This is a genomic window from Lichenibacterium dinghuense, from assembly GCF_021730615.1.
Classification (GTDB): domain Bacteria; phylum Pseudomonadota; class Alphaproteobacteria; order Rhizobiales; family Beijerinckiaceae; genus Lichenihabitans; species Lichenihabitans dinghuensis.
The window spans coordinates 924,170-949,916 of sequence record NZ_JAJLMN010000001.1; the positions used below are offsets into that span (position 1 = coordinate 924,170).

The window sequence follows — 25,747 nt, forward strand, 5'->3', positions numbered from 1 at the left end:
CCGCGCCGGGCGGCGCCTCTGCGCCTCGGTCTCCCTCAGCGGTCGCGGTCGATGGCGAGGCCGAGCCGGTACCCGAACCCGTTCACCGTCACGATCGGCGCTTCCGGTCCCGGCGCGCTCTTCAGCTTGCGGCGCAGCCGGGCCACGAGGGCGTCCACCGTGCGCTCGCCCACCTCGGTCTCGCGGTTGCTCACCACCTCCACGAGGTAGTCCCGGCTGAGCGGGCGCCCGTCGGCCTGGACCAGGGCCGCGATCAGGTCGAACTCGCCCCGCGTGAGCCGGATCGGTTCGCCCTCGAGCGTGGTCAGTTCGCGGCGGGTGTTGTCGATGAGCCAATTCCCGAAGGTCACGACGGAATCGTCCCGCGCGGCCCTGCGATCCATCTGCCGGCGGCGGAGCAGGGCGCGCGTCCGCGCGAGCAGCTCGCGCAGGTTGACGGGCTTCGACACGTAATCGTCCCCCGCCAGCTCCAGGGCCATGATGCGGTCCGTCTCGCTGCTGTTCTGCGTGACGAAGATGATGCCGACGGCGCTCGACGCCCGGATGGTGCGCGCGAGGTCCAGGCCGTCGCAGTCGGGCAGCTGGATGTCGATGAAGACGACGTCCGCGGGCCACCGCTTGAGCAGGCGGAGGGCGGCCTCCCCGGTCTCGGCCTCCGACACCTCGAACGATTGATCGGACATGTAGGTCCCGATCATGGCGCGCGTGACGTCGTCGTCTTCGACCACCATCAGGCGCGGGCGGCTCGAGATCTTCTTCAGCCGAATGGTCGGTGCCGCGAACTCGCTCACAAGTTGATAAGTCCCGGCCGGCCGGTCGACCATATGCTCATCCATGATGATGACAGCGGTTCACATCGGTTTGCATCCGGTTCACGGATGGTCGGACGTCACATGCTACTTAGCCTGTGCGGAGCCGCTCCGGCCACTGCTTTTTGACGGTTCATCCCGCCTGTCCGTCGAAGCTCGCGAGTCTTCCATGCTCGACTTGGCCTCGACCTATCCCCACGTGCCCGTCGCGGACATGCTGGCCCGGATCAGGCGGGACGACGAGGGCAGACCCCGCAAGCACGTCCTCGTCCTCGGCGCCGGCATGGCGGGCCTCGTCGCAGCCCGCGAATTGCAGGCCCTGGGCCACACCGTCAGGATCGTCGAAGGCAGCGACCGCATCGGCGGCCGCATCCTCACGCACCGCTTCGAGGACGGCAGCTACAATGAACTGGGCGCCATGCGCGTGCCCGCGTCGCACGACTACACCCGGCACTACATCGCCGCGGCGTCGCTGGACGACAAGCTGATCCCGTTCGTCAACAGCGTCCCCGAGAACTTCCTCGACCTGCACGGCCGGGTTGTGCGCGCGGACCACGGGCAGGAGGCCATCTACCCGCTCTACGGCCTGCCGGGATCGCCGACGGTGCCCGCGACCGCCTATCCGCAGCCGAACGGCGGCGCCATCTTCGCCTGGCTGCTCGGCAACGTCATCGCGACCCTCACGAAGTTCGAGCAGGACAGCCTGTTCAAGGGGGAGCTGACGACGGACCGCCTGCGCGCGCTGGACGGCCTGTCGCTCGGCGCCTTCCTGGACGGGATGGTGCCGTCCGAGGTCAAGCGGCTGGTCGGCGCCTACACGAGCCTCGCGGTCTGGTTCGACAAGGCCGTCACGATGTTCATCCGGGACCAGATCGTCGAGACGGGCAACGGCCTGCAGACCCTGCTCGGCGGCATGGACCAGCTTCCGCACGCCATCGCGGGCAAGCTGCTGGCGCCCGGCACCGTGGAGCACCGCGCCGAGGTCACGAGGATCGCCGTCAGGCCCGGCGAGCGCGTCGAAGTTGACCTCCAGACCCCGCAGGGACACCGGCGGGAGGTCGCGGATTTCGTGCTCTGCACCCTGCCGTTCGGCGTCATGCGCCAGCTCGCGCTCGAAGGACTGAGCTACGAGAAGACCTACGCCATCGGCGAGATGACCTACGCGGCCTCCACGAAGGTCATCCTCGGCTTCAAGCACCGATTCTGGGAAGCACACTACGGCATCTACGGCGGATCCTCGGTGTCGGACGGCATCCAGCGCCAGACCTACTATCCGATGGATCACATCGGTTCGCCCGACCGCGTGGAGGATGGGGCGCCCGTCAGCGTCCACGGCCGCGCGCCCACGCCGAAGCCCGTCGCGCCGCACGACGGGGCCGACCCGTCCCGCCCGGGTGCGCTCCTCGGGGCCTATTGCTGGGGCGCCGACGCCCTCCGGCTCGGGGCCCTGTCGCCCGAGCGCCGCGCCCACGCGGTGCGGCTCGGCATCTCCCGCTTTCACCCGGAGGTCATGGACGACGCCGGCTACACCGGCCACGCGTCGATCTGTTGGGCCACGAACAAGTGGTCGGTCGGAGCCTTCGCGTTCCTTCGGCCCGGCCAGCTCGGAAGCCTCTGGGCCGCCGCCGGCAAGCCGGAGGGATGCCTGTTCTTCGCGGGCGAACACTGCTCCCTCGATCAGGCCTGGATCCAGGGCGCGCTCATCTCGTCGCTGCAGGCGGTCGACCAGATCGTCAAGGAGTAGCGCTGACCAGCGGTCGGGACGGGTCCGGCGGCGGGACGCGGCTGGCGGCGCGGGAGGTGGGGGCGATCGATCCGCGTGGAACGGCTGTCCGAACCCTCCCGGCTCACACGCGGTCGGGCGAACTCACCTGACCGCGAACTACGATTGGGTTGGAGGACGGGGGCCGTCATGGACATGCTTTGGGAGGCGGCGATGAGTGAGGACACCGTCGTCGAATGTGCCATCGTCGGCGCCGGCATGTCCGGCCTGTATTCCGCGTGGCGGCTCGCCTCGGCGCTGCCCGGTGGGGGGCAGGGCGTCCACGTCTTCGAGATGAGCGACAGGGTCGGCGGCCGCCTCGAAGCGATCCGGATGGCGGGGATGCCGCACGTGCCGGCCGAGCTCGGCGAGATGCGCATCCTGAAAACGCAGCCGATCGTCCGCAGGCTGGTCGACATGCTGGCGCTGCCGACCGTCGACGGCCCGGCGGGCGGCCAGGACGACCACGTCTACCTCCGGGGGCGGCACTTCGCGGCGCGCGACTACGCCGACCCGTCGCTGGTCCCCTACGACCTGCGCGACGACGAAGAAGGGCTGTCCCCGTCGCAGCTCGTCGTCCGCGCCATCGAGGCCGTCGTCCCGGGCGCCTCCGTTCTGACCCCGCAGGCCCTCCGCGCCGCCTGCGAGGCCGCCACGCTGAACGGCTACCCGCTGCGCCAGCACGGCATCTGGCAGGTGCTCGGCAGCGCGCTCAGCATCGAGGCCTTCAACCTCGTCCTCGCCGGGGGCGGCTTCGACGCCCTGTCGGCGAACTGGAACGCCGCCGAGGCCGCCTGCCGGTTCATGGCCGAGCGGTCGAGGACGCCGAGCGCCGCCTCCGCGTCCCACCTGAGGGACGGCTGCGACGCGATCCCGCTCGCGCTGTGGGACCGCTTGGTCGAGAAGGGCGGACGGGTCCACCTGAAGCAGGAGCTGACGGCCTTCCGCCGCGGGCCCGACGATTGCTACACCCTGACGTTCCGGAACGCCGACACCGGCCAGGATCGCGAGGTCACGGCCCGGAACCTGATCCTGGCCATGCCCAAGCGCTCGTTGCAGCGCCTGGCCGAGCGGGCGCCGGCCGGGCAGGGGACGGCCTCCTTCCTGAGCGGAGCCGGCGTCGGCGAGCTGATCGACAGCGTCGAGGGTCACGCGGTGCACAGGCTCGCCCTCGCCTATCCCGAGCCCTGGTGGAACAGGTTCGGCCCGACCTCGGGCGACCTCGTGACGGATCTGCCCCTGCGGCGGATGCGCTACCTCGCGACCGAGGGCGACCAGCCGGGGGCCGATCCGCGCAACCGGAACGCCCTGCTCGTCGCCTCCTACGCGGACGGCCCGTCGGCCCGCTACTGGGACGGCGTCCGGGCCAGCGGGCCGCGCTTCCTCGGCCTGCCCAACGACTTCGCGCCGCACCATCGCGCGCCGCACGCCGAGGCCCACGCGGTCAGCACGCTGATGGTCGACGACGTGCACCGGCAGGTCGCCGCGGCCCACGGCCTCGACGACCTGCCCCGCGCCTACGACGCCGCCTTCCGCGACTGGGGCGACGACCCCTTCGGCGGCGGCTGGCATTCCTGGAAGATCGGCGTGAACGCCGGCGACGTGATGCGCCGGATCATCCGCCCGGTCGACGGCGAGGCGGTCTTCATCTGCGGCGAAGCCTATTCGACCCACCAGGGCTGGGTCGAGGGCGCCCTGCAGACCGCCGAGACGATGCTGACGCAGCATTTCGGCCTCGCACCGTTGCTCCAGCCGATGGCGTGGGCGTCGTGAGTGCGGCGTCCGTCCCGGCCGTGCCGGAATCGGCGCATCCGTCCAAGGTGGCGGACCCGTCGAAGGCGGCCGCGCGCGCCGCGGGGCCCACGGTCTCCGACATCCTGCTCGACTACCTCGCCCTCGAAGGCGTCACGCACCTGTTCGGGATACCGGGCGGGGGCGTCGCGAACCTCCTCAACGCGCTGAGGCTGCGCGAGGCGGAGTTCAGCTACGTCATCTGCAAGCAGGAGACCGGCGCCGCATACATGGCAGACGGCTTCCATCGCGTCACCGGCCGGCTCGGCGTGGTCCTCGTGACCACGGGGCCGGGAGCGCTCAACGCCCTCACGGGCGCCATGAACGCGCAGGCGGACCGTTCCGCCGTGCTGACGATCACGGGGGAGGTCGCGGAACGGTATTTCGGCAAGGGCTACCTGCAGGCGGGCGCGGACGGCGACCTCGACGTCAACGCGATCTACAAGAACGCCGTCCGCTATTCGGCGCTGGTGGCCTCGCCCGACAGCTTCGCCACCCTGTTCACGGAAACCCTGAGGGTGTCGCTGTCGACGCCCTTCCAGGCCACCCACATCTCGCTGCCGGTGGACGTCTCCAACATGACGCCCACGGACCCGATCGTGATGCCGGCCAGCCCCGAGCGGTACCGGTCCAAGCCCCGCTACGGCGACCGCCCGAAGACCGCGGAGGCGCTCGACCTGCTGCTGCGGGCGAAGCGGCCCCTGATCATGCTGGGCAACGGCAACCGCTTCGCCCTGCGGGGGGAGAGGCTCGGCCGCCTGCAGGGGCTCGTCGACACCTTCGCCATCCCGGTCATGACCACGCCGGACGGCAAGGCCCTGTTCCCCGAAGGCCACGCCATGGCGCTCCGCAACTACGGCATGGCGGGCTGCCCCTGGCCGACGAACTACATGAAGGCGTCCCAGGGCGGCCCGGCCTACGACGCGCTGCTGGTCGTCGGCTCCTCGCTCGGCGAACTCGCCACCAACATGTGGGATACGCTGCTGGTCCCGAAGGGCCCCTTCATGCAGGTCGACGCCGACGTCGCGGTCGTGGGCCGGAACTTCCCGGTCGACCTCGGCATCGTGGCCGACGCCGCGCAGTTCTTCGACGACCTGTTCGAGGCGGCCGAGGGGCGGACGCCCGACGCCGAGGCGGTGGCGGAGCGGCGCGCCGCCGTCGCCCACCTCAAACGGCGCGTCCCCGAGTGGGACGATCCGGCGAAGCGGGACTCCGACGCCGTCCCGGTGCTGCCCCAGGCGGCGATGCGGGTGGTCAACGAGCTCCTCCCGAGCGGCAGCCACGTCTTCGTGGACTGCGCCAACTGCGTGGGGTGGTCGCTCAACGACCTCGCCTTCGACCCGCCGACGCAGATGCACCTGTCGCTCGACATGGGCCCGCTCGGCTTCGGCGTGTGCGGCGTCATCGGCGGCAAGTTCGGCGCGCCCGACCGCGTCTGCCTCGCCATCGTGGGCGACGGGGCCTTCCTGATGCACGGGACCGAGGTATCCACCGCGGCGCGCTACGGGATCGGGGCGATCTGGATCGTGCTCGACAACAACGATCTCGCCATGGTCAGCCAGGGCAACGCCCACTTCTTCCCCGAGCCCAAGCAGCCGTCGTGGACCGACTATTACGGCCTCGGCCGGCCCGACATCGCCGCGGTCGCGGCGGGGCTCGGCGCCGACAGCTACCGCGTCAACAGCGCGTCCGGCCTGAGGGACGCGCTGCACAAGGCGATCAAGCGTTCGGATCAGTCGAGGCGGCCGCAGGTGATCGCGCTCGAGATCGACCGGTCCGAGGTGCCCCCGTACTACGTGCCCGTGCCGACCTGATATCGCCGCGACGGGCGGACGAGCGTGTCGGACGGGGTGGAGACAGCGACGATGGGACCCGCGATCACCGGCCTGGGATTCAGCGTCCCGGGCAAGCTGCGCACCAACGACGACCCCGTCTTCGCCTGGATCAAGCAGAACCACCCGGCCTATGCCGACAGCTTCAAGGGGTTCCGGGACCGGCGCATCCTCGCGGAGGGGAAGGCGCTGTCGGCCCTGATGAGCCGGGCGGCCCTCGCCGCCCTGGCGGACGCCGGGGTCGCCGCCGACGAGGTCGGCCTGATCCTCGGGCTGGGGTCGGTGGGCCCGCTGACCTCGCCCAACGTCCTCGCCGAGGTGCACCGGGACGTCGGCCTCCCGCGCGGCTGCCAGATCATCCCGCTCGAGACCGAGCACACCGTCTTCAACGACGCGCTCGTCGTCGCGGACGCCATGCTGCGCTCGCGCCCGGGGCTGCGCAACGCGCTCGTGGTCTGCGGCTGCGACTGGTCGCGCCACGTCAGCTATCACGAGGCGACCTGCATCGGCGCGGCGGACGGCGCCGGTGCCGCCGTGGTGTCGCTGACGGACGACCCCTCGTGCTTCCGCGTCGTGGACAGCGCCGTGGAGACCGACACGAGCTTCGTGGGTGCGATGCGCATGGCGGCGCGGGCCACGGGGATCGCCGAACCGGCGGCGCCCTACGACCCGACGCTCTACACGACGCCCCTCATGTACTACGGCGAGGAGGCCCAGAAGGCCTTTCAAACCTTCGGGGTCGGCGTCCCGCCGCGGCTCATCGCCGAACTGCTCGCGCGCAACGCGCTGTCCGCCGCGGAGATCTGCCTCATCGCCCACCAGGCGAGTTCGGTGCTGACGGACGCTTGGCTGTCCGCGGTCGGGCCCGGGCAGTTCCTGACCACGATCGAGAGCTACGCCAACATGACGATCGCCTCGGTGCCGGTGACGCTCGCCTCGCGGTACGGGGAGATCGAGACGTCCCGCCTGGTCCTCCTCACGCTCGGCATGCAGCAGCAGGCGTCGGCCGTGCTGCTCGCGCGAGATCCTCTGCCGTCGTGAGCCGTCACGCGGCCGGGCGCCGGGCCCAGTGGTCGAAGGCGAGCCTCTGCCGTTCCGCGACGAAGGCCTCGGCGGCGGGACCCGACCAGGGCCCGGCATAGCCCAGCCGTTCCGGGCGCCCCCCGACCCACCATCCCTGGCCCGGCAGGCCGTCGGCCTTGCGCACGACGAGCACGGCCAGCTCCGGCTCCCCTCGGGCCCGGGCGGCATCGTCGACGGCGTCCAGGGTCTTGCAGACGGCCCGCATCTTGGGGCGGCTGAAGCGGTGTCCGAGCGCGTCGAGCAGCTCGGAATAGGTCATCGCCCGCCCTCCGCGCGCCGAGGCGATCAGCACGGCGCGGACGTGGGCGACGTCGGACAGAGGCACGGTCGCGAGATCGTCCATCGGCGCTCCTTCTCCCCGGCGCCTCCCGGACGGGCCCGGAGGCGGCCGCCATCCCGCGCCGCACGGCCCGTCGACAACGCCTCCGGCGGGGCCACGGTGCCGATGGCTGCGTCGCTTCCCGGCATCGGCGACCCGCGGGACGGCGGCCGGACCTTGCGCGGAAGCGCCGTTGCGGTCACGACACCGGGGAGCAACACGAGCGGGAGCCCTCATGTCATCGGCCGCGACCGGCGCCGCCCCCCTCTCGCCGCCCGGCGGCTCCTGGCTCCAGCCCGCGACCTCGGGCCTCCTCGGCGTCGTGGTGGGCTTCGCGTCGAGCTTTACCCTGATCCTGGCCGGGCTCGCCCGCGTCGGCGCGACGCCGGCCCAGGCCGCGTCGGGCCTGCTCGTCGTGTGCCTCGCCATCGGCGTGATCGCCTTCGGCTTCGCCTTCTGGCGGCGCGAGCCGATCGCCATCGCGTGGTCGACGCCCGGCGCGGCGCTGCTGATCGCGACCGGCCTGCCGACCGGCGGCTATCCCGCGGCGGTCGGGGCCTTCCTGTTCGCCGGGGCGCTGATCGTGGTGGCGGGCCTGTGGCCGGCCTTCGGCCGCCTCGTTGGCGCGATCCCGCGCAGCCTCGCCAGCGCCATGCTGGCCGGCATCCTGTTCACGCTGTGCCTCGCGCCCGTGCGCGCCGTGGCCGAGATGCCGGCGCTGGCCGCGCCCGTGGTGCTCGCCTGGGCTCTCGCGTGGCGCTTCGCGCGGCCCTACGCCGTGCCGCTCGCCTTCGCGGTGGCGGCCGCGGCCATCCTGTCGGTCGCCAAGTTCCCGGCGGGCCTGTCCGCGCTGGGGCCGCCGGCGCTGAGCTTCGCGGTGCCCGCCTTCGTGCCGGCCACGCTGGGGTCGCTCGGCCTGCCGCTGTTCATCGTGACGATGGCGTCGCAGAACGTGCCGGGCCTGGCCGTGCTGTCCTCCAACGGCTACCGGCCGCCCACCGGGCCCATCTTCGTCGCCACGGGCCTCGGCTCGGGCGTCTCCGCCCTGTTCGGCGGTGTGCCGGTCAACCTCGCCGCCATCACGGCGGCGCTGTGCGCCGGGCCTGAATCGCACCCCGATCCGTCCAAGCGCTGGTATTCCACCGTGGTCTACGGCGCCGGATACGTCGTGGTGGCGCTCTGCACCGGCGCCGCGACCGCGCTGGTGACCGCGGCCCCGCCGCTGCTGATCGAGGCCGTGGCCGGCCTGGCCCTGCTCGGAAGCCTGGGCGGCGCCCTCACGGCGGCGCTCGCCGACGAGCGCGAGCGGCTGCCCGCCGTGGTCACCTTCGCGGTCGCGGCCTCGGGCGTCGCGGCCTTCGGCATCGGCGCGCCGTTCTGGGCGCTGCTGGCCGGGGGAGCGCTGCTGGCGCTGGAGCGGTGGCGGTGACGCCGCCGGCCGGTCAGTCGGGCCGCTTCGCCGTCAGCAGGTAGTTGACGTCCGTGTCGCGCGACAGGCCCCAGGCGTCTCGCAGGGGGTCGAACACCATGCCGGCGCGGTCGACGATGCGCAGCCCCGCCATCCGCACCGGCGTGGCGATCTCCTCCGGCGTGCGGAACTGGCTCCACTTGTGGGTGCCGCGCGGCAGCCAGCCCAGCACGTATTCGGCCCCCACGATCGCGAGCGCGAAGCTTTTCGCGGTGCGGTTCAGCGTCGACAGCACGAAGAGCCCGCCCGGCCGCACCAGCGAGCAGGCCGTCGCCACGAAGGCGTCGGGCTCGGGCACGTGCTCGACCACCTCCAGCGCCAGCACGACGTCGAACCGCTCGCCCGCCTCCGCCAGAGTCTCGGCCGTGGTGGCGCGGTAGTCCACGGTCACGCCGCCGGCTTCGGCGTGGCGCGCCGCGGCCAGCACGTTGTTGGGCGCCGGGTCGATGCCGGTGACGCGCCCGCCGAGCCGCGCCAGCGGCTCCGACAGGAGCCCGCCGCCCGAGCCGATGTCGAGGATCGTCAACCCGTCGAGCGGAAAAGGCCGCTCGGCCGGAACACCGAAGTGGCGCACCATCGCGTCGCGCAGGTAGCGGATGCGGGTGGGGTTCAGGCGGTGCAGCGGCGCCATGGCGCCCTTGGGGTCCCACCAGCCGTCGCCGAGCGCGTCGTATTTGGCGACGTCGGCGCCGTCCACCAGGGTGGCCGGGCCGTAGTCGGCGGGCGGGGCGTCTGGGTGCACGGCGTCGAAGGGCATGGCGTCGAAGGGCTCCGGGCGGTCGGCCGGGGCGCTCCCCGGCAGCCGCCAACGCGCGAGATCGGCCCCGCGTTGACAAGCCGGGCCGCTGCCGCCATCCATACGCGCCCTCCGGCCCGGGGGCGAGCCCGGTCGCGAGCCCCGGCGCGCGACCGGCCGGTCCACCGAGCCTGTCGGGCCGGCGTCGGAGCGAAGCTCCGGCTCGGGCCTCCGGACAGGCTCGCCTCCCGAAGTTGGCGCATGTCGGCGACAGCATGACAGGCGCCAGAGCCCAGAGCCGATGAGCCGTCTCGTCCTGAAATTCGGCGGCACCTCCGTCGCCAACATCGACCGGATCCGCAACAGCGCCCGCCACGTCAAACGCGAGGTCGACGCCGGCCACGAGGTCGCCGTCATCGTGTCCGCCATGTCGGGCAAGACCAACGAGCTCGTCGGCTGGTGCGCCGAGGCGGCGCCGCTGCACGACGCCCGCGAATACGACGCCATCGTGGCCTCGGGCGAGCTCGTCACCGCCGGCCTCATGGCCATCGTGCTGCAGGAGATGGGCGTGCAGGCCCGCTCCTGGCAGGGCTGGCAGATCCCGATCCTGACGTCGGACGCCCACGGCGCCGCCCGCATCGAGTCGATCGACGGCGGCGAGATCGTCCGCCGCTTCTCCGAGCGGCGCGAGGTGGCCGTCATCGCCGGCTTCCAGGGCCTGCACGAGGCGACGAACCGCGTCACCACGCTCGGCCGCGGCGGCTCCGACACCAGCGCCGTGGCGGTGGCGGCGGCGCTCGGCGCCGACCGCTGCGACATCTACACGGACGTCGACGGCGTCTACACCACCGACCCCCGCGTGGTGCCGAAGGCCCGCCGGCTCGACCGCGTCACCTTCGAGGAGATGCTCGAGATGGCGTCGCTCGGCGCGAAGGTGCTCCAGGTGCGCTCCGTCGAAGTGGCGATGAACCACAACGTCAAGGTCTTCGTCCGCTCGTCCTTCGACGATCCCTCCGACCCCAAGCCCGGCACGCTGATCTGCGCCGAGGAAGACATCATGGAACAACAGGTCGTCACCGGCATCGCCTTCGCCCGCGACGAGGCGCAGATCACGCTGCGCCGCATCGCCGACAAGCCCGGCGTCGCGGCCTCCATCTTCGTGCCGCTGGCCGAGGCGGGCATCAACGTCGACATGATCATCCAGGTCGTGTCGGACGACGCCGCCACCACGGACATGACCTTCACGGTGCCGGGCGCCGACTTCGAGCGCGCGAAAGCGCTGCTCGCCGAGCGGCGCGGCGAGATCGGCTACGCGACGCTGTCGGGCACGGACGACGTCGTGAAGGTGTCGGCCATCGGCATCGGCATGCGCTCGCACGCCGGCGTCGCGGCCCGCGCGTTCCGGGCGCTCAGCGAGAAGGGCATCAACATCCGGGCGATCACAACCTCCGAGATCAAGTTCTCGGTCCTGATCGACTCGGCCTACACCGAGCTCGCGGTGCGCACACTCCACACGCTCTACGGGCTCGACAAGGCCTGATCCCGGCCGCCGGGTTGTGGACGGGCGGCTTGCCGATCCGTCGGCGCTCCGGCTATAGGGTCGAGGACGGAGGGAGGGACGGCCGGCGCGACGCCGAAGGTCCCGCCCCGGTGAGGCGTGAGGGAAGCGGGCGATGCGTGGCGCTCTGGCCGGACCGCGACTGCTGCTGCGCCGGCTGCGCGAAGTCATGGCGGAGCCGATCTCGGCCCAGGCGCGCCTCGATAAAATCGTCGTCCAGATCGCCTTCAACATGGTGGCCGAGGTGTGCTCGGTCTACGTGCTCCACGCCGACGGCCGCCTCGAGCTCTACGCCACCGAGGGGTTGAACCGGGAAGCCGTCCACCAGACCACCATGCGCAAGGGCGAGGGGCTGGTCGGCCTCATCGCGGCCTCGGCCGAGGCGCTGGCGCTGCCCGACGCGCAGAACCACCCCGCCTTCTCCTACAAGCCCGAGACCGGGGAGGAGGTCTACCTGTCCTTCCTCGGCGTGCCGATCCTGCGGGGCGGCAACACGCTCGGCGTGCTGGTGGTGCAGAACAAGGCGCGCCGGCAATATTCCGAGGAGGAGGTCGAGGCCCTCCAGACCACCGCCATGCTGATGGCGGAGATGATCGCCGCGGGCGAGCTCCAGGCCATGCTGCCCGGCCCCGCGGTGCTGCGCCAGCCTCTGTCGCTCAGGGGCACGCCCGTGGTCGAGGGCGTCGGGCTCGGCCACGCCGTGCTGCACGAGCCGCGGGTGGTCGTGACCAAGCTCGTGGCCGAGAACCTCGACGCCGAGATCGCCCGCCTGGAGGACGCCATCGCGGCCCTGCGCGAGTCGATCGACCGGCTCGTCGAGCAGGGCGACGTCGCGGGGCCGGGCGAGCACCGCGAGGTGCTGCAGACGTTCCGCATGTTCGCCAACGACCGCGGCTGGCTGCGGCGCCTGCGCGAGGCCGTGATGACGGGCCTCACCGCCGAGGCCGCCGTCGAGCGCGTGCAGAGCGACACCCGCGCCAAGCTGGTGCGCCAGACCGACCCCTACCTGCGCGACCGCCTGCACGACCTCGACGAGCTGGCGAACCGCCTCCTGCACCAGCTCACCGGCGACAGCCTCGTGGCCCCGCTCCACGCCCTGCCCGAGAACGCCGTGGTGGTGGCGCGCTCCATGGGCCCGGCCGCGCTGCTCGACTACGACCGCGCGAAGCTGCGCGGCCTCGTGCTGGAGGACGGCGGCGCCTCGTCCCACGTCGCCATCGTGGCCCGCGCCATCGGCGTGCCCGTGGTCGGCGACGTCGCCAACGTGTCGAGCCTGGTCGAGCCCGGCGACGCCCTGATCCTCGACGGCGCGCTCGGCCGCGTCGAGGTCAGGCCCGCGCCCGACGTCGAGTCCTCCTACGCCGAGAAGGCCCGCTTCGGCGCCCGCCGCCAGGAGCAGTACCGTCGGCTGCGCGACGTGCCCGCCGTCACGGCCGACGGGGTCGAGATCGGCCTCCACATGAACGCCGGCCTGCTGCTCGACCTGCCGCACGTGGCCGAGACGGGCGCGGCCTCGATCGGGCTGTTCCGCACCGAGCTGCTCTTCATGGTGGCGTCGCGCTTCCCCCGTATCGAGAAGCAGACCGAGCTCTACCGCTCGGTGCTCGACGCCGTCGGCGGCCGGCCGGTGACGTTCCGCACGCTCGACATCGGCGGCGACAAGATCCTGCCCTACATGGCGCGGCCCGACGAGCCCAACCCGGCGCTCGGCTGGCGCGCCATCCGCATCGGCCTCGACCGGCCGGGGCTGCTGCGCTCGCAGCTGCGCGCGCTGCTGCGCGCCGGCGGCGGCCGCATCATGCGCATCATGTTCCCGATGATCGCCAACGCGGCGGAGTTCGACGCCGCCCGCGCCATGGTGGCGCGCGAGCTCGACCACATGGTCCGCCACGGCTACCAGCCGCCCTACGAGCTGAAGCTCGGCGCCATGGTGGAGGTGCCCTCGCTCCTGTGGGAGCTCGACGAGCTGGCGAGCCGCGCCGACTTCATGTCGGTCGGCTCGAACGACCTGATGCAGTACCTGTTCGCCGTGGACCGCGACAACAAGCGGGTGGCGACGCGCTTCGACGCGCTCTCGCCCTCCATGCTGCGCGCGCTCGGCAGCGTGGCGGAGGCCGGCCGCCGCCACAACATCCCCGTGACGCTGTGCGGCGAGTTCGGCGGCAAGCCGCTCGGCGCCCTGGCGCTGGTGGCGCTGGGCTACCGCAACCTGTCCATGTCGGCCTCCTCGCTCGGCCCCGTGAAGGCGATGCTGCTCGGCCTCGACGCCGCCGACGCTTCCGCCTATGTCGGGGACCTCCTGGCGTCGCGGGACGGCGCGGCCTCGCTGCGGCCGGCCCTGACCGCCTATGCGGAGCGCCACAGCCTGCCGCTCTGAAACCCCTGGTCTCGATGCTCCCTCACGCCAAGCTCGATCTGATCCTCCGCCGCCACGAGGAGGTGTCGGCGCGCCTGTCGGAGGGCCCCGACGCGGCGACCTTCGTGGCGCTGTCGCGCGAGCTCAGCGAGGGCGAGGGGCTGGTCGAGGCGATCCGATCCTTCCGCGGCAAGCGGGCGGAGCTCGACGGCGTCGAGTCCATGCTGGCCGAGCCGGCGCTCGACGACGAGATGCGGGCCCTCGCCGAGGCCGAGCGCGCCGAGGCCGCCGGGGCCCTCGACGCGCTGGAGCGGGAGATCCGCCTGGCGCTGCTGCCCAAGGACGCTGCCGACGCCAAGAGCGCCATCCTGGAGATCCGCGCCGGCACGGGCGGCGACGAGGCGGCGCTCTTCGCCGGCGACCTGTTCCGCATGTATTCGCGCTACGCCGACCTCCACCGCTGGAAGGTGGAGGTCCTGTCGGCCAGCGAGGGCACGATGGGGGGCTTCAAGGAGATCGTCGCCGAGGTGCAGGGGGCGGGCGTCTTCGCCAAGCTGAAGTTCGAGAGCGGCGTCCACCGCGTGCAGCGCGTGCCCGACACCGAGACGCAGGGGCGCATCCACACCTCGGCCGCGACCGTGGCGGTGCTGCCCGAGGCCGAGGAGGTCGACGTGTCGATCCCGGACGCCGAGGTGAAGATCGACACGATGCGGGCGCAGGGCGCCGGTGGCCAGCACGTCAACAAGACGGAATCGGCAATCCGCCTGACCCACCTCCCCACCGGCATCGTGGTCTTCATGCAGGAGGAGCGCTCGCAGCACCGCAACCGGCAGAAGGCCTTCGCGGTGCTGCGCTCCCGCCTGTTCGATCTGCAGCGCCAGAAGCTCGACGACGAGCGCTCGGCCGACCGCAAGTCGCAGGTGGGCTCGGGCGACCGCTCGGAGCGCATCCGCACCTACAACTTCCCGCAGGGGCGCCTCACCGACCACCGCATCAACCTGACGCTCTACAAGCTCGACAAGGTCATCGCCGGGGAAGCGCTCGACGAGGTGGTCGACGCGCTGACGACCGAGCATCAGGCGGCGCAGCTCGCCGCGGCGGAGGGATAGCGGCGCGATCCAGAGTCGATCGGACGGCATCCCTTCGCATCACGGTCGCGCCACTCTATGATAGGTGGTGCATGCTGCGGTGGGGCGAGCTAGGGCGCGTTGACATTCAGCGACATTAGGGTTTCCCAGCGGGCGAAAGTGGGATTCAAGGCTGGAAAAGGGAGGTTCCAGCATGGATCGCGACGTGTTGAAGGACGAGCAATGGGAGCGTATTGCCCTTCTGCTTCCCGGCAAGGTCGGTGATCCGGGGCGATCGGCCAGCAACAATCGTCTGTTCATGGAAGCTATCCTGCACGTCGCACGGACGGGCGGACCATGGCGAGACTTGCCGGACCGGTTCGGCAACTGGAACTCCAATTTCCAACGTTTCCGCCGGTGGGCCAAGAAGGCGGTCTTCGACCGCGTTTTCGCCGCTCTGTCGGGCGACCCTGATTTTGAATACGCCATGGTGGATGGCACGATTATCAGGGTCCACCAGCACGGCACTGGCGCAAAAGGGGGACTCAGGATCAGGCCATCGGCCGTTCTCGCGGCGGTTTGACCACCAAGATCCTCGCCCTGGTGGACGCGCTCGGCAATTTGGTGCGCTTTGTGCTGCTGCCGGGGCACCGCCACGACGTCAAGGGCGTCAAGGATCTGATCGCCGACGTGCCCTTCAAGATGCTTCTGGCCGATAAGGCCTTCGACGTCGATTGGCTTCGGGAAAATCTTGAAGGCAGAGGCGTTGCCGCGGTGATCCCGCCCAAAGCCAATCGCAAGCGGCACATCCCCTGCGATTTTGCCGCCTACAAATGGCGGCACCTCGTCGAAAACTTCTTCTGTTCGCTGAAAGCCTTCCGCCGCATCGGCACGCGTTACGACAAGACTGACACGAGCTTCAGCGCTATGATCTACGCGGCAAGCATCGTTCTCGCCCTGCGCTGAATGTCAAAACGCCCTAGCACAACCGCGCCCGCTCGTCCCTTATTACCGGCCCGCGACGCCCGCGGCCGGTTCGTCAAATCGGCAACGGTTGCCGATTTCGCCGCGCCCGAGCCCCGCGCCGAACTGCCGCCTGAGCCCTTATTAACGGCTGGCGGCTTGGTCACGATCAGGGCCGACCTCGACGCCATGCTCGGGCGCTTCGATCGGCTCGACGTCGATCCGCCGGAGGACGTAGAGCCTGAGGCCGCCCGTGCGCTGGCCCGCCTTGGCCGTGAACTGTCTCTGCGCCGCGCGCTGGAGGAAGCTGCGGACCACGCCGCGGCGATGCTGCCCGCGCTCGGCCTGCAGAGGCTCGTGGGGCCGGACTTCTCGCCTCTGGACACGGCGATTATCGGGGAATCGCTCGATAACGCCATAAACCTGCTCGACGCCCTCGACGCCGACCCAGACCTCGAACCCTGGCTCGGCTATCACACGCCCGGCCTGCCCATGGACGCCGAGGCCGAGCCGGAGCACGACGAAGACGACGCCATCTCGGAGCCGTCCCTCGCAAGCCCTGAGCGCCATCCGACCCTGCCGTGGTCCGGCAACTCGCGCCGGCATTATGTCACGCGCGATCGGCAGGACACCCAGGCCCGGTGGGCGGACGGCGGCCGGCAGGACATCGAAGGCTGCATCACCGATGAGCCGCACGACGGCGACGGCGAGGACCTTGAGGCGGAGCCGGCCGAGGACTCCCTCGGCTCTCCGGTCGGCGACGGGGACCAGCGCCATTGGGCCCAGGGCTACGATGGCGAGCGGGAGGCGGACCCGTGCGACGGACCCGGCCTCGTGCTGACCGCGGCACAGTGCCAAGCCGCGTGGGAGCGAAAACCGGCGCTGCACGCGCTGACGAGGCAGGCGCGGGTGCTGCGATCGGGGTCGACGATGCGCCGCGACCCCGATGCCGTGACGCCGATCGGGCCCGGCATGGTGCTGTGGCAGCCGCTCGTCACCCGCAACGGCGTGCCGGTGGTCGGGGTGACGGCCGGATGACCCGCGCCCTCGTCCTCCTGGCCTACGCCTACCGCCTCCGGCGCGCCCTGCGGCTGCTGGCGCGCGGCCGACACGCCGAGGCCCGGCGCGTGCTCAATGCGCTCGATCGAGAGCACCGCATCCCGTGACGCCACGGCCCGTCCGCACGATCGCGGACGGGCCCGTATCAGTCGTTACCCTGCCCCGTTACCCCGACCTGTCCGCACCCTTCGCGGGCGAGTTCACGATGCCGTGACCGACCACACACCGAGACGACTTTCGCCCGTCGTTACCCGCAGTGTTACCCGAGAGGCTGGAGATGGCTGAGCGCCCCACCCCGAAGAGAGCTAAACCACTGTCGCCGTTGACGACAAGTGGTGAGCGCGCCGGGGCTCGAACCCGGGACATCCTGATTAAAAGTCAGGCGCTCTACCGACTGAGCTACGCGCTCCCGCGGGGCGGGACACATCGGGTAAAGCCTCGGCTCCGGCAGGTCAAGGCGCACCGCGCGCCCCGCGCCGCGGCGCCGCACCGGATCGTCGCTTCAACTCCGCGTCATTCCCCTCGCCGCGCGGCGCCGGCGCCATAGAACGGTAGGGTCAGCCCGGAGTGTGCCATGCGCCACCGTCTCGCCCCCGCCCTGCTCGCCGCCGCCCTGCTCGCCTCCACCGCTTCCTCGCGCGCCGCGGAGGCCGGCGCGGATCCCGACATCCAGTCGACCATCACGGCGCAGATCGACGCCTTCGGCGAGGGGGATGCGGCGCGGGCGGAGAGCTTCGCGTCCCCCGGCATCAAGTCGATGTTCCCGGACGCCTCGGCGTTCTACGGCATGGTCAAGCAGAGCTACGGCGCGCTGGTCCATCCCCGCTCCACCTATTTCGAGCCGACCGTCACGGCCGAGGGCGGGGCGGTGCAGCACGTCACAGTGGTCGACTCGGACGGGGTGGTGTGGACCGCAGTCTATTCGCTGGAGAAGGTCGACGGCCGTTGGGCCATCTCGGGCTGCGTGCTGGTTAAGTCCAAGGAGACGACAGCCTGACGGGACGCCGCGGCCCCCGCAGAGGGCCAGAATGAGCCGGGGTCACAGGTAGGCGAACATCGCCAGGATCGCCGCGAACACCAGGGCCGACAGGCCGGTGGTCCACAGCGCCTTCACGGCGAGGCGCGGCAGCATCGGCGCGCCGGGGTCGGTGCCCGGCACGACCTCGCGCGACTCCTCCTGCGAGCGCACCCCGAAGGGCAGAACCGCGAAGAGCACGATCCACCACGTGGTGAAGTAGATCGCCACCGCCATCGGCACGGGGATCGGGAGGGTCACCGCCCTGCCCCGCGCCGACGGACCATCGTCAGGCCTCAACGATCAGCACGTGGACCAGGGGCTTCTTGCCCCAGGCATGGCCGACCGCGCCCCGGACCGAGCGCTCGATGGCGTTGGCGGCGGCGTCCGGGTCGCGGCGCTTGCCGCGGCCGAGGTTGTCGATCGTGTTGAAGATCGCCTCGTCGACCACGACGTCCATGCCTTTGCCGTCGCGGGTGCGCGGGGGCAGGCCGCTCATCAGCACGTCCGGGTCGCCCTGCACCTCGCCGCGGCTGTTGAAGCACACCGCGATCGAGATCACGCCCGCGAAGGCGAGCTTGGTGCGCGCCGCGATGGCGGGGTCGTTGGCCGCCACCACCACGTGGCCGTCCTTGGCGAGCTGCCCGTGGCGCACCTCGTCCACGATGGCGGGCTTGCCGGGCGCCAGCAGCACCATGTCGCCGTTGCGCGCCGTCACGACGTCGTGGACGCCGAGCGAGCGGGCGAAGGCGGCGTGCTCGGCGAGGTGCAGCGGCTCGCCGTGGGCCGGCACCGCCACCTTGGGCCGGACCCAGCTGTAGAACTTCGCGACCTCCGTGCGGCGCGGGTGGCCGGACACGTGGACGAGATGCGTGCGGTCGGTGATGACCTCGACGCCCTGCGCGACAAGGCCGTTGATGATCTTGCCGACCTCGCGCTCGTTGCCCGGAATGGTGCGCGAGGAGAAGATCACGCGGTCGCCCGGCGCCAGGCGCACGTCGCCGTAGTCGTCCTGCGCCATGCGGGCCAGCGCGGCGCGGGGCTCGCCCTGGCTGCCGGTGGCGAGCAGCACGGTGTTCTTGCGGTCGAGCTGGGAATAGCGCTCGGTCGAGAAGAAGGGCGGCACGCCGTCGAGGTAGCCGCACTCGCGCGCGACCCCGATCGTGCGCTCCATGGCGCGGCCGCCGATGATGACGCTGCGCCCCGTCGCCTGCGCGGCATCCGCCACGGCGCGGAGCCGGCTGACGTTGGACGCGAAGGTGGTGACGACCACGCGGCCCGGCGCGTCGGCGATGAGCTGGTGGAGGTTCTCGGCCACCTCCTTCTCGGAGGGGCTCTCGCCGTCGCGCAGGATGTTGGTGGAGTCGCAGACCAGCGCCAGCACGCCCTCGTCGCCGATGGCGGTCAGGCGCTCGGCGTCGGTCGGCGGACCCATGGTCGGCGTCGGGTCGATCTTCCAGTCGCCCGAATGCACAACGGTGCCGAGCGGCGTGCGGATCGCAAGCGCGCAGGATTCGGGGATCGAATGCGCGACCGGCACGAACTCGACCTCGAAGGGGCCGAGCTTCAGGCGCCCGCCGATCTGCACGGTCTCGACCTCGAGCTTCGACAGGCTCATGTCGCTGGCGTGCTTGGCGTTGAGCAGGCCCGCCGCGAACTTCGTCGCGAAGACGCGGCAGCCGAGGCGGGGCCACTGGTCCGCCACGGCGCCGATGTGGTCCTCGTGCGCGTGGGTGATGACGAGGCCCAGAAGGTCCTTGCGGATCGACTCCACGAAGCTGAGGTCCGGCAGCAGCAGGTCGATGCCGGGCAGGTCGGGGCCCGCGAAGGAGAGCCCCAGGTCCACCATGATGTATTTACGCTTCCCCGGCGCCCCGAAGCCGTAGAGCGCGGCGTTCATGCCGATCTCGCCGAGGCCCCCGAGCGCGCAGAAGACCAGTTCTTCGCCGCCGTCCATCCTTCACTCTTTCGTCATAACGACGCCGCGGCAGACCCAAGGGTCCGCCAGAACGACATCGCCCGCTTCCACGGTCACACAACCCGAACCCGTCTCGAGAATCAGCCTGCCGTCGTCGTCGACGGTCTTGAACGTCCCTGTATACGCGGCGTCCGGCCGCGCCACCGCGAGCGGGGTGCCCGGCGGGAGCGCGTGGTCGAGCCACGCCCGGCGGATGCCGGCGAAATTCCGGCCCCGGTCCCACAGGTCCAGGGCGTCGACGACCGAGGCCGACAGCGCCGCGAAGAGCGCGTCGCGCGTGCCGGCCGGCCCGGCCAGGAGGCCGAGGTCCGTCGTCGGGTAATCTAGGTGTGTCGGGTGCGACGCGCAATTGACCCCGAAGCCGAGCACGGCCGAAAAGCCCGACGATTGGGAGCCGCCCTCGGGCGCGCGCGGGCTCATCGCGCCCTCCACGAGCAGGCCGGCCAGCTTGGCGCCGCCGCAGAGCACGTCGTTGGGCCACTTCAGCGCGATGCCGCGGCCCTCGCCGGCGATCGAAAGCAGCGCCCGCACGACCGCGACGCCGGCCACGAAGGAGAGCTGCGGGGCGAGCCGCTGCGGGCACGGGTCGACGAGGAGCAGGGAGGCGTGGTGGTTGCCGGCCGGCGAGTCCCAGCGCCGGCCGACGCGGCCGCGGCCGGCCGTCTGCCGGTCGGCCAGGATCCACAGCCGGCCGGGGTCGCCGGCGCGGCCGAGCGCCAACGCCTCCTCGTTGGTGGAGCCGACGCTGGCGTGGTGGTGGAGGCGGTATCCTCGCGCGCGCGCGGCCGCGTGCAGCAGCACGTGGCTCAGAACAGCGAGTGCGCGGCCGCGGTGGCGGCGCCGACGACCGGAGCCGGATAGACCCAGAAGAACAGCATCACCAGGCCCGAGATCGCCAGAACGGCCCGCACGGCGCCGCCCTGCCGGTCGAAGGGCTCGGCCGAGGGGTCGAAGTACATCATCTTGACGATGCGCAGGTAGTAGAAGGCGGCCACGACCGAGGCCAGCACGCCCACCACGGCCAGCGTGTAGAGGTTCGCCTGGATGGCGGCCTGGAACACGTAGAACTTGGCGAAGAAGCCCGCGAGCGGCGGCACGCCGGCCAGCGAGAACATGATCATGGCGAGGAAGAAGGCCATGACCGGGTTGGTCTGGCCGAGGCCCGACAGGTCCGCGACGGTCTCGATGGCACGGCCGTTGCGCTGCATCGACAGCATGGCGGCGAAGACGCCCAGCGTCATGACGAGGTAGGCGGCCATGTAGATCAGCACGCCGTAGACGCCCTGCTCCGTGCCGGCGGCGAGGCCGGTCAGCGCGAAGCCCATGTTGCCGATGGCCGAATAGGCCATCAGCCGCTTGAAGTTCGTCTGGCCGATGGCCGCGAAAGAGCCGAGCAGCATGGAGCAGATCGAGATGAAGATGATGATCTGCTGCCATTCGAGCTGGATGCCCGGGAAGGCCGTGATGATGACGCGCACCGCGATGGCCACGGCGGCCATCTTGGGCGCCGTGGCGAAGAAGGCCGTCACGGGGGTGGGCGCGCCCTCGTAGACGTCCGGCGTCCACATGTGGAACGGTACGGTCGACATCTTGAAGGCGAGGCCGGCCGACAGGAACACGAGGCCGAAGACGACGCCGATGCCCTGGTGGCCGACGAGCGCCGAGGCGATGCCGCGGAACGCCACCGTGCCGGCGAAGCCGTAGATCAGCGAGCAGCCGTAGAGCAGCAGGCCGGACGACAGGGCGCCCAGCACGAAATATTTCAGGCCCGCCTCGGAGGCGCGCACGTCGTCGCGGTGGAAGGCCGCGATGACGTAGAGCGCGAGGCTCATCATCTCGAAGCCGAGGTAGAGGGTGATGAGGTTGCCGGCCGAGATCAGCACCAGCATGCCCATGGTGGACAGCAGGATGAGGATCGGGAACTCGAACTTGTGGATGCCTTCCCGCCGCAGAAAGGGGACTGCCATGACCAGCGTGCCGAGCGAGCCGATCAGCGCCAGCGCCGACATGAAGCGCCCGAAGTTGTCCTGCACGACGGCACCGTCGTAGCCGAGGAGCGTGTCGCCGTGGTGGGCGAAGCAGATGCCGAGCAGCGCGAAGGCGATGACGGCGATCGACAGCCCGGTGACCAGGGCCGCGGACTTCTCGCCCCGGAAGGCGCCGACCATCAGGAGCGCGAGCGCCCCCGCCCCGAGGATGACCTCGGGGAGGATCAGCGAGATGGAATAATCGACCGGCATGGTCCCGCTTCCTCGATCAGGGCGTCGCGGCCGCGGAGGCGGCCTTGAGGGGCGCGGCGTGGGGCGCCGCGGCCGTGATGGTCTTCATCATGCCGTCCACGGTCGCCTGCGAGGCGTCGAGGATCGGCTGGGGGTGGACGCCGTAGTAGAGCGTCAGGATCACGAGCGGCGCCAGGATCGCGACCTCGCGGGCGTTGAGGTCGAGGATGGAGCGCAGGCTCGCCTTCTCGAGCTTCCCGAACACCACGCGGCGGTACAGGTAGAGCGCGTAGGCGGCCGACAGGATGGTGCCGAGCGTCGCGAGCAGCGCCACCCAGGTGTTGGCCTGGAAGGCCCCCAGCATGGTCAGGAACTCGCCGACGAAGCCGGATGTGCCGGGCAGGCCGATGTTGGCCATGGTGAAGAACAGCATCACCACCGCGTATTTCGGCATGCGCTCGACCAGGCCGCCGTAGGCCGCGATCTCGCGGGTGTGCATGCGGTCGTAGACCACGCCCACGCAGAGGAACAGCGCGCCCGACACGAGGCCGTGGCTGATCATCAGGAAGATGGCGCCCTGGATGCCCTGCACGTTGAGGGTGAAGAGCCCCATGGTCACGAAGCCCATGTGGGCCACCGACGAATAGGCGATGAGCTTCTTCATGTCGGTCTGCACGAGCGCGACGAGCGACGTGTAGACGATGGCGATGACCGAGAGGGCGAAGACCAGCGGCGCGAAATAGTGCGACGCTTCCGGGAACATGGGCAGCGAGAAGCGGATGAAGCCGTAGCCCCCGAGCTTCAGCAGGATGCCGGCCAGCACGACGGAGCCCGCGGTGGGCGCCTCGACGTGGGCGTCCGGCAGCCAGGTGTGGACCGGCCACATCGGCATCTTCACCGCGAAGGAGGCGAAGAAGGCCAGCCACAGCCAGTACTGCATGCCCACGGGGAAGCGGGTGTGCAGCAGCGTCGGGATGTCGGTGGTGCCCGCGTAGCCGTACATCTTCATGATGGCCAGCAGCATCAGCAGCGAGCCGAGCAGCGTGTAGAGGAAGAACTTCATCGACGCGTAGATGCGCCGCTGGCCGCCCCAGATGCCGATGATGAGGAACATCGGGATGAGGCTACCTTCGAAGAACAGGTAGAACAGAACCACGTCGAGCGCGGAGAAGATGCCGATGAGGGCCGCCTCCAGCACGAGGAAGCAGATCAGGAACTCCTTGACCCGCATGTGGATCGCCCGCCACGCGGAGGCGATGCAGAAGGGCATCAGGAAGGTGGTGAGCAGGAGGAACGGCATGGAGGCGCCGTCGACCCCGAGCTTGTAGCCGAGGCCGCCGCCGAGCCAGTTGCGGCTCTCCAGCAGCTGGAAGTCCGCGGTGCCGCTGTCGAAGCGGCTCCAGGCCACGAGCGACAGGACGAAGGTGACCGTGCTGGCGATGAGCGCCGCCCAGCGCGCGTTGTCCAGCGTGGCCTCGTCGTCGCCCTGCAGCACCAGGATGAAGAGCACCCCGATGAGCGGGACGGCGATAAGCCCCGACAGGATCCCGAAGCCGAACATCAGCGGAAGCCCCCGACGAGGAAGTAGGTGATGATGAGCGCGAGCCCCATCATCATGACGAAGGCGTAGTGGTACACGTAGCCGGACTGGAACTTCACCACCCGGTCGGTGGTCACCAGCACGGAGCTGGCGACGCCGTCGGGGCCGAAGCGGTTGATGATGTTCTCGTCGCCGCCGTGCCAGAACAGGCGGCCGAGCCAGAACGCCGGACGGACGAAGAGCACGTCATACAGCTCGTCGAAGTACCACTTGTTGAGCAGGAACTTGTAGAGCGGCCGGTTGGCGTCGGCCCAGCGCTCGGCCATGCCGGGCCGCGAGATGTATAGGTAGTAGGCGACCACGAAGCCGACGATCAGCATCAGCAGCGGCAGCTGGCCGACGAACCAGGGGTCGTTCTCGCGCGCCTCGATGACGTGGTTGGTGGGCGCGTAGAACAGCGACTCGCCCCAGAAGGACTCCATCCCGCCGCCGATGAACAGGTGGTGGAACAGGATGCCGGCGAAGAGCGCTCCGAAGGCGAGCGGCACCAGCGGCACGAGCATGATGGGCGGGGACTCGTGCGGCTCGCCGCCGTGGCCGTGCGCGCCGTGGCCGTGGTCGGCATGGGCGTGCGCGGCGTCGCCGTGGCTGTCGTCCGCCGCGGCGTGGTCGCGGTGGTGCATGCCGAGGGCCGCCGCGGAGTCGGCGTGCGGCGTGTCGGCCGCCACCTTGGCCTCCTCGTGCTCCGGGGACATGCCGGCGGAGGCGTGCGAGCCGGCCGGCTCGGCGTGGGTGTTGTGGTTCGTCTCCTCGTGCGGCGCGACCGCGCGGGACTCGCCGTAGAAGGTCATGAACAGCAGACGGAAGGAGTAGAAGGAGGTGAGGCCCGCCGCGATCGTGGTGGTGAGCCAGCCGTAGGCTGCGCCGCCGCGCCCCGACGCGTAGGCGACCTCGATGATGGCGTCCTTGGAATAATAGCCCGCCGTGAAGGGGAAGCCGACGAGCGCCAGCGAGCCGATCACCATGAACCAGAAGGTGTAGGGGATCTTGGTGCGCAGGCCGCCCATCTTGCGCATGTCCTGCTCGCCCCCGACCGCGTGGATGACGGAGCCGGCGCCGAGGAACAGCAGCGCCTTGAAGAAGGCGTGGGTGAAGAGGTGGAAGATGCCCACCGCGTAGCCGCCGCAGCCGAGCGCCACGAACATGTAGCCGAGCTGCGAGCAGGTCGAATAGGCGATGACGCGCTTGATGTCGTTCTGCACGAGGCCGATCGTGGCCGCGAAGAAGCAGGTGGTTCCGCCGATCACGATCACGAAGGTCTGCGCCGCGGGCGACAGCTCGAACAGCGGCGACAGGCGCGCCACCATGAACACGCCGGCCGTCACCATGGTGGCGGCGTGGATCAGGGCCGACACCGGCGTCGGGCCCTCCATGGCGTCGGGCAGCCAGGTGTGGAGCAGGAACTGCGCCGACTTGCCCATGGCGCCCATGAACAGGAGCAGGCAGGCCAGGGTGATCGCGTCCGCGTCGAGCCCGAAGGCGTGGACCGTGTGGCCGACGAGGCCCGGCATGGCGGCGAAGACGGCCTCGAACGACACGGAATGCGTGAGCGCGAAGACCAGGAAGATGCCGAGCGAGAAGCCGAAGTCGCCGACGCGGTTGACCACGAAGGCCTTGATGGCGGCGGCGTTGGCGGTGGGCCGCTGGTACCAGAAGCCGATCAGCAGGTAGGAGGCGAGGCCGACGCCCTCCCAGCCGAAGAACATCTGGACGAGGTTGTCGCTCGTCACCAGCATCAGCATGGCGAAGGTGAACAGCGACAGGTAGGAGAAGAAGCGCGACCGGTGCGGGTCGTCGTGCATGTAGCCGAACGAGTAGCTGTGCACGATGGTCGAGACGGTGGTCACGACGATCAGCATGACCGAGGTCAGCGTGTCGATGCGCAGCGACCAGTCGACCTGCAGCTCGCCGACCGTGAACCAGTTGGCGACCGGGATCGTGAAGAGCTTGACCTCCTCGCCGTGGCCGAGGCCGACGCGGAAGAAGCCGATCCAGGCCAGCGCGCAGGACACGCTGAGCAGCGTGGTCGTGACGTATTCGGAGTTGCGATGGCCGATCTGGCGGCCGAAGAGCCCGGCGATGGCGGCGCCGAGCAGCGGCAGGAAGACGATGAGGTCGTACATCATCTGACG

21 protein-coding genes and 1 tRNA gene are annotated in these 25,747 nt (G+C 70.7%); 12 read left to right on the plus strand and 10 right to left on the minus strand.

All coding sequences use genetic code 11. From position 1 onward, the window contains the following. Positions 1–35: 35 nt before the first annotated feature. Positions 36–791: a response regulator transcription factor gene (locus L7N97_RS04415; RefSeq protein ID WP_237477145.1), complete on the minus strand. Its 756-nt coding sequence runs from the start codon at positions 789–791 to the stop codon at positions 36–38. Between the two features lie 187 nt (positions 792–978). Between L7N97_RS04415 and L7N97_RS04420 the strand changes: the two genes are divergently transcribed. The 4 genes from L7N97_RS04420 (at position 979) to L7N97_RS04435 (ending at position 7,235) form a co-directional block, all read left to right on the plus strand. After that, on the plus strand, positions 979–2,553 hold the full coding sequence (locus L7N97_RS04420; protein ID WP_237477146.1) for a flavin monoamine oxidase family protein: 1,575 nt from the start codon (positions 979–981) through the stop codon (positions 2,551–2,553). A 192-nt stretch (positions 2,554–2,745) separates the two neighbouring features. Further along, positions 2,746–4,344: a flavin monoamine oxidase family protein gene (locus L7N97_RS04425; RefSeq protein ID WP_237477147.1), complete on the plus strand. Its 1,599-nt coding sequence runs from the start codon at positions 2,746–2,748 to the stop codon at positions 4,342–4,344. Continuing rightward, the gene (locus tag L7N97_RS04430; protein ID WP_237477148.1) at positions 4,341–6,176 is read left to right on the plus strand and encodes a thiamine pyrophosphate-binding protein; all 1,836 of its coding nucleotides are present in this window, start codon (positions 4,341–4,343) and stop codon (positions 6,174–6,176) included. The genes L7N97_RS04425 and L7N97_RS04430 overlap by 4 nt, the downstream gene beginning before the upstream one ends. 51 nt (positions 6,177–6,227) lie before the next feature. After that, the gene (locus L7N97_RS04435) at positions 6,228–7,235 is read left to right on the plus strand and encodes a hypothetical protein (protein ID WP_237477149.1); all 1,008 of its coding nucleotides are present in this window, start codon (positions 6,228–6,230) and stop codon (positions 7,233–7,235) included. Between the two features lie 4 nt (positions 7,236–7,239). Here the strand turns inward: L7N97_RS04435 and L7N97_RS04440 are convergent, their stop codons facing one another. Then, positions 7,240–7,620: a hypothetical protein gene (locus tag L7N97_RS04440; RefSeq protein ID WP_237477150.1), complete on the minus strand. Its 381-nt coding sequence runs from the start codon at positions 7,618–7,620 to the stop codon at positions 7,240–7,242. Positions 7,621–7,831: 211 nt separating this feature from the next. On the opposite strand from L7N97_RS04440, the gene L7N97_RS04445 reads away from it, so the two are divergent. Then, complete coding sequence (locus tag L7N97_RS04445; protein ID WP_237477151.1) at positions 7,832–9,025, plus strand: benzoate/H(+) symporter BenE family transporter; 1,194 nt, start codon at positions 7,832–7,834, stop codon at positions 9,023–9,025. Between the two features lie 13 nt (positions 9,026–9,038). On the opposite strand, the gene ubiG is transcribed toward L7N97_RS04445, so the two are convergent. Beyond that, positions 9,039–9,821 (minus strand): bifunctional 2-polyprenyl-6-hydroxyphenol methylase/3-demethylubiquinol 3-O-methyltransferase UbiG, encoded by a 783-nt coding sequence (ubiG, locus tag L7N97_RS04450; protein ID WP_237482038.1) that lies wholly within the window; start codon positions 9,819–9,821, stop codon positions 9,039–9,041. A gap of 280 nt (positions 9,822–10,101) precedes the next feature. Between ubiG and L7N97_RS04455 the strand changes: the two genes are divergently transcribed. From L7N97_RS04455 to L7N97_RS29645, 6 genes are all read left to right on the plus strand, one after another. Beyond that, positions 10,102–11,340, plus strand: a complete 1,239-nt coding sequence (locus L7N97_RS04455) for an aspartate kinase (RefSeq protein WP_237477152.1) — start codon at positions 10,102–10,104, stop codon at positions 11,338–11,340. A gap of 133 nt (positions 11,341–11,473) precedes the next feature. Further along, positions 11,474–13,735 carry a phosphoenolpyruvate--protein phosphotransferase gene (ptsP, locus tag L7N97_RS04460; protein ID WP_237477153.1) on the plus strand — a complete coding sequence of 754 codons (2,262 nt, stop codon included), beginning with the start codon at positions 11,474–11,476 and terminating at the stop codon, positions 13,733–13,735. Between the two features lie 14 nt (positions 13,736–13,749). Then, positions 13,750–14,823, plus strand: a complete 1,074-nt coding sequence (prfA, locus tag L7N97_RS04465; protein ID WP_237477154.1) for a peptide chain release factor 1 — start codon at positions 13,750–13,752, stop codon at positions 14,821–14,823. Positions 14,824–14,995: 172 nt separating this feature from the next. Continuing rightward, positions 14,996–15,747, plus strand: a protein-coding gene (locus L7N97_RS04470; protein WP_237477155.1) for an IS5 family transposase whose coding sequence is annotated in 2 segments (ribosomal slippage) — positions 14,996–15,326 and positions 15,326–15,747 — 753 coding nt in all. Because the reading frame shifts where the segments join, the coding sequence is not laid out codon by codon here. A gap of 186 nt (positions 15,748–15,933) precedes the next feature. After that, on the plus strand, positions 15,934–16,782 hold the full coding sequence (locus L7N97_RS04475; protein WP_237477156.1) for a hypothetical protein: 849 nt from the start codon (positions 15,934–15,936) through the stop codon (positions 16,780–16,782). Then, a complete protein-coding gene (locus L7N97_RS29645; RefSeq protein WP_255721608.1) occupies positions 16,779–16,910 on the plus strand; it encodes a hypothetical protein in 132 nt (43 codons plus the stop codon). Before L7N97_RS04475 ends, L7N97_RS29645 begins: the two co-directional genes overlap by 4 nt. Positions 16,911–17,136: 226 nt before the next feature. On the opposite strand, the gene L7N97_RS04480 is transcribed toward L7N97_RS29645, so the two are convergent. Then, a tRNA-Lys gene (locus tag L7N97_RS04480) sits at positions 17,137–17,212 on the minus strand. Positions 17,213–17,377: 165 nt separating this feature from the next. Between L7N97_RS04480 and L7N97_RS04485 the strand changes: the two genes are divergently transcribed. Next, complete coding sequence (locus L7N97_RS04485; RefSeq protein WP_237477157.1) at positions 17,378–17,800, plus strand: DUF4864 domain-containing protein; 423 nt, start codon at positions 17,378–17,380, stop codon at positions 17,798–17,800. Between the two features lie 42 nt (positions 17,801–17,842). On the opposite strand, the gene L7N97_RS04490 is transcribed toward L7N97_RS04485, so the two are convergent. The 6 genes from L7N97_RS04490 to nuoL are packed head-to-tail and all read right to left on the minus strand — an operon-like array spanning position 17,843 to position 25,738. Continuing rightward, positions 17,843–18,079 (minus strand): DUF1467 family protein, encoded by a 237-nt coding sequence (locus tag L7N97_RS04490; RefSeq protein WP_428980958.1) that lies wholly within the window; start codon positions 18,077–18,079, stop codon positions 17,843–17,845. A gap of 28 nt (positions 18,080–18,107) precedes the next feature. Beyond that, a complete protein-coding gene (locus L7N97_RS04495; RefSeq protein ID WP_237477158.1) occupies positions 18,108–19,775 on the minus strand; it encodes a ribonuclease J in 1,668 nt (555 codons plus the stop codon). A 3-nt stretch (positions 19,776–19,778) separates the two neighbouring features. Next, the gene (locus L7N97_RS04500) at positions 19,779–20,597 is read right to left on the minus strand and encodes a biotin--[acetyl-CoA-carboxylase] ligase (protein ID WP_237477159.1); all 819 of its coding nucleotides are present in this window, start codon (positions 20,595–20,597) and stop codon (positions 19,779–19,781) included. A gap of 5 nt (positions 20,598–20,602) precedes the next feature. Beyond that, positions 20,603–22,036: an NADH-quinone oxidoreductase subunit NuoN gene (gene nuoN / locus L7N97_RS04505; RefSeq protein WP_237477160.1), complete on the minus strand. Its 1,434-nt coding sequence runs from the start codon at positions 22,034–22,036 to the stop codon at positions 20,603–20,605. 16 nt (positions 22,037–22,052) lie between these two features. After that, positions 22,053–23,576 carry an NADH-quinone oxidoreductase subunit M gene (locus L7N97_RS04510; RefSeq protein WP_237477161.1) on the minus strand — a complete coding sequence of 508 codons (1,524 nt, stop codon included), beginning with the start codon at positions 23,574–23,576 and terminating at the stop codon, positions 22,053–22,055. Further along, positions 23,576–25,738, minus strand: a complete 2,163-nt coding sequence (gene nuoL / locus L7N97_RS04515) for an NADH-quinone oxidoreductase subunit L (RefSeq protein WP_237482040.1) — start codon at positions 25,736–25,738, stop codon at positions 23,576–23,578. Before nuoL ends, L7N97_RS04510 begins: the two co-directional genes overlap by 1 nt. Positions 25,739–25,747: the final 9 nt, after the last annotated feature.

Coding starts and splice junctions, on each gene's coding strand:
- L7N97_RS04420 (WP_237477146.1), top strand. CDS start 979: ATGCTCGACTTGGCCTCGACCTATCCCCACGTGCCCGTCGCGGACATG.
- L7N97_RS04425 (WP_237477147.1), top strand. CDS start 2,746: ATGAGTGAGGACACCGTCGTCGAATGTGCCATCGTCGGCGCCGGCATG.
- L7N97_RS04435 (WP_237477149.1), top strand. CDS start 6,228: ATGGGACCCGCGATCACCGGCCTGGGATTCAGCGTCCCGGGCAAGCTG.
- L7N97_RS04440 (WP_237477150.1), bottom strand. CDS start 7,620: ATGGACGATCTCGCGACCGTGCCTCTGTCCGACGTCGCCCACGTCCGC.
- L7N97_RS04445 (WP_237477151.1), top strand. CDS start 7,832: ATGTCATCGGCCGCGACCGGCGCCGCCCCCCTCTCGCCGCCCGGCGGC.
- ubiG (WP_237482038.1), bottom strand. CDS start 9,821: ATGCCCTTCGACGCCGTGCACCCAGACGCCCCGCCCGCCGACTACGGC.
- L7N97_RS04455 (WP_237477152.1), top strand. CDS start 10,102: ATGAGCCGTCTCGTCCTGAAATTCGGCGGCACCTCCGTCGCCAACATC.
- ptsP (WP_237477153.1), top strand. CDS start 11,474: ATGCGTGGCGCTCTGGCCGGACCGCGACTGCTGCTGCGCCGGCTGCGC.
- prfA (WP_237477154.1), top strand. CDS start 13,750: ATGCTCCCTCACGCCAAGCTCGATCTGATCCTCCGCCGCCACGAGGAG.
- L7N97_RS04475 (WP_237477156.1), top strand. CDS start 15,934: ATGCTCGGGCGCTTCGATCGGCTCGACGTCGATCCGCCGGAGGACGTA.
- L7N97_RS29645 (WP_255721608.1), top strand. CDS start 16,779: ATGACCCGCGCCCTCGTCCTCCTGGCCTACGCCTACCGCCTCCGGCGC.
- L7N97_RS04485 (WP_237477157.1), top strand. CDS start 17,378: ATGCGCCACCGTCTCGCCCCCGCCCTGCTCGCCGCCGCCCTGCTCGCC.
- L7N97_RS04495 (WP_237477158.1), bottom strand. CDS start 19,775: ATGGACGGCGGCGAAGAACTGGTCTTCTGCGCGCTCGGGGGCCTCGGC.
- nuoN (WP_237477160.1), bottom strand. CDS start 22,036: ATGCCGGTCGATTATTCCATCTCGCTGATCCTCCCCGAGGTCATCCTC.
- L7N97_RS04510 (WP_237477161.1), bottom strand. CDS start 23,576: ATGTTCGGCTTCGGGATCCTGTCGGGGCTTATCGCCGTCCCGCTCATC.
- nuoL (WP_237482040.1), bottom strand. CDS start 25,738: ATGTACGACCTCATCGTCTTCCTGCCGCTGCTCGGCGCCGCCATCGCC.